We start from the raw sequence: 3057 nt of genomic DNA on the forward strand, positions 1-3057 counted from the left end.
GGGGGTGGGTGTGCAGGGCGAACAGGAATACGAACGTGCTGTCGACGCCCTCGGAATCGAAGATTTCCAGTAGTTCGGCGAGGTAGGAGGCCTGTTCGGTCTCGTCGCGAAGGTAGGTGCCGTTCAGGCGGATCGGTTCCTCGGTGCGGGGGTCGAGTTCGACGATTTCCATGCTCCGGGGAGCGATATCGCCCGAACCGCGCCAGGCGGCGGTGCCGAAACCGGTGATCGCCAACGGTTTTCCTTGCGCTACGAGGGTGCGCACGCCGTCCCGGAATCGGTCGGCCACCTCGGCGGAGCGGATCAACTCCACCGAGACGATATCGAAGGGCGTCCAGTCGATCTGCTCGAACGGTATGCAGGCGTAGGTGATCCGGCCCCCGAAGCGTGCGCGGATCAGTGCCGCCGCCGCACCGAGGAACTCGCTGACCCGAGTACTGGCCTCGGCGAGCAACTCCGCGCGCCCCTCGGTCCGCGCGAACAGTCGGTGCAGGCGTTCCTGCACAGTGTCGCCGTCGATGAATCCCGGGTTCATCAGCGACATTTCGACCCCTGCCACGAAGACGACCTCGGCTCCGGCGCGTCGAAGTCGTTCGGCTCGCTCCGCGCACTCGGCGAACAGTGAGTTGATCTCCTCGGCCGGGAGTTCGAGTGGATAGGGCGAGAACCAGACCTCCAGCCCGAGGTCGGCGGCGCAGCGGGCGGCCGTCTCCAGCCGGTCCGGATCACCGCCGACGATCTGAACGGCGTTGCAGTGCAGATCGTCTCGGATGATTTCGAGTTCTCGCCGGACCACGCCGGGATCGAAGTCCGGACGGGAGGTCCGGCGGTTGCGGATGAAGCCGGTGTCGTACGTCATTCCCTTGGCACGCATCTGCGTACTCCTTTCGTTCGTGCCCACCGTAGAGACAAAAGTGCGTGCACGCAATATTGCGTGCACGCAGTGTTGGTGGCATGATGATCGCGTGACGACGAGGTATCCGGGATTGCGCGAGCGGAAGAAGCAGGCCACCCGGGAGGCGCTGCGGGACGCGGCCCTGCGGCTGGCTCTGGAACGCGGGCCGGACAACGTGCGCGTCGAAGACATCGCCCAGGCCGCCGGAGTCTCGCCGCGCACCTACAACAACTACTTCTCCAGCCGGGATCAGGCGATCGTCGCCGCGGTCACCGCCGAGCGGCAGGAGCGGGTGGGAGCGGCGGTGGCTGCCAGGTCCGATGTCCGCCTGGCCGAGGCCGTCACCGCCGGGATCGTCGAGCAGTACACGGATCCGGGTGACCATGCTCGTGAGGCCCTGCTGTTGATTACCACCCATCCGGCACTACGTCAGGCGTTCCTCGACACGACCGCCGCGATCGAACTGCCATTGTCCGCAGTGATCGCCGAACGGATCGGTGGCACAGGCGAATCCGCGGCTCGCGATGTCGACCAATCTGCCGCCCGCGAGGTCGGGAGAGGCGATGTCGCGACGGATAAATCATCGGCTCAGCGCGAGGTCACGGCACGCGAATCCGGCACTGCCGAAGTGACGGTACGCGAACCCTCGGCGAGCGAATTGACGCCTCGCGTCCTCGCCGCGGCCGTGACCGCGGCCGTGCGTGTCGCGCTGGAGCACTGGATAACCGGCTCTCCAGGCGGAAGCGGTCTCGTAGTCGTCTCCGGCTCACTGCCGGACCTGCTCCGCACCGCGCTCGCCCCACTCGAGCCGGCCTTGAACGCTGCCGAAGTCACGCGTACCGGATAGGCCGGGCACGATTCGACCCGGCGGGGTCGTCGAGCCCGGCGGGAAAACGTCAGCGCGCGAGGCTGTGCCACTCCGGCTTGCCGGAACCGCGAGGCACCAGCGGCGGGTCCGGCCATGCGGCGGGGGTGTGGGAGAAACGAACCGGCGGGGCGAGCATGTGGACGTCGCCGAGGGGGCTCGGGGCGTCGTAGGCGATGGGGTCGCGCAGGGTGTGCTCATCGCCGACGCCCGCCAGCTCCGGATCGACCAGGCCGAGGGTCTGGTACCACATGGCGGTGCGGGTGAGGTTGACGGTCACGTGCCAGGAACCACCCTCGGTGGCGCGCTTGGTCAACGCGGCCAGGGCGCCGATGGCGCCCATATAGCCGGTGATGAAGTCGTTGATCATGCCGGTGACCGGGAGCTTCGGGTCACCGTCGCCGCCTTCGAGGGTCATCAGGCCCGATGCGGCAGAGCCGTTCATATCGAAGCCGCCGCGTTCGCTCCACGGCCCCTCGGAGCCGTAGCAGGTGACCGAGACGACGATGATCCCCGGATAGCGCTCGGCCAGATCGGCCGGATCCAGGCCGAGCTTCTCGAGCTTGTCGCCGCGATGGTTGTTGACCACGATATGGGCGTCGGCCAGCAGCCGGTCGGCGCGTGCACGGCCGGTATCGGTGGTCAGGTCGGCATAGGCGCTGCGGGAGCCGACATTCGCCTCCGCGTAGATGAAATCGTGTTCGTAGTCGTTGGGCCGGGTGACGCACAGCACGTCCGCGCCCTGCTCGGCCAGGGTGCGCCCGACTGTCGGCCCGGCGATCGCGTGCGTGAACGACAGCACCCGGATTCCATCCAAAGGCCTTGTAGCCGGACCGAATTCGTGTACCGGTGCGTCACCGATGCGGTGCAGTCCGATCACCGGCTGGGTCGCCAGCAGCGCGCCCTGCGGATGCGCCAGCCACTCCTGCGGCGTGCGCGCGACGCACAGCGGCAGCCCGACCTCGTTGGCGGCGTCCTCCAGCTCGAATGCCTCGCGCCCGGTGAACGCGGCGGCCACCTTGCCGTAATCCGGTGGCACATCGAGGAATCGGCACCATTTGGCGGCCAGATGCGGATACACCCCCGATGCCATGACGGTGCGCCCCTCGGCGGTGCGGTACGGCGCCAGCAGGAACGGATTGTCCGCGACCAACGGGAACGGCGGCAGTTCGCCGGCGAGCGTCGGATGCCAGAACGCGTGCGGGGTGATGCCGTGCACCGCCTGCCGCAGATCCACATGCAGATCCTGATCCGGCCCGCCCCGCCGCCTGTGCTCGTTGGCGGCGTCCTCCAGCTC

General features: G+C 67.9%; 3 protein-coding genes. 1 reads left to right on the top strand and 2 read right to left on the bottom strand.

The window, feature by feature from the left end; all coding sequences use genetic code 11:
• The coding region (locus JZ791_RS43790; RefSeq protein ID WP_216903840.1) for a hypothetical protein at positions 1-874 on the bottom strand (874 nt) is incomplete at its 3' end.
• Positions 875-965: 91 nt separating this feature from the next.
• On the opposite strand from JZ791_RS43790, the gene JZ791_RS45850 reads away from it, so the two are divergent.
• Positions 966-1742: a TetR/AcrR family transcriptional regulator gene (locus JZ791_RS45850; RefSeq protein WP_308163508.1), complete on the top strand. Its 777-nt coding sequence runs from the start codon at positions 966-968 to the stop codon at positions 1740-1742.
• A 49-nt stretch (positions 1743-1791) separates the two neighbouring features.
• On the opposite strand, the gene JZ791_RS43800 is transcribed toward JZ791_RS45850, so the two are convergent.
• The coding region (locus tag JZ791_RS43800; RefSeq protein WP_216903842.1) for a CoA transferase at positions 1792-3057 on the bottom strand (1266 nt) is incomplete at its 5' end.

Source organism: Nocardia alni (assembly GCF_019038435.1).
In the GTDB taxonomy this organism is placed as follows: domain Bacteria; phylum Actinomycetota; class Actinomycetes; order Mycobacteriales; family Mycobacteriaceae; genus Nocardia; species Nocardia alni.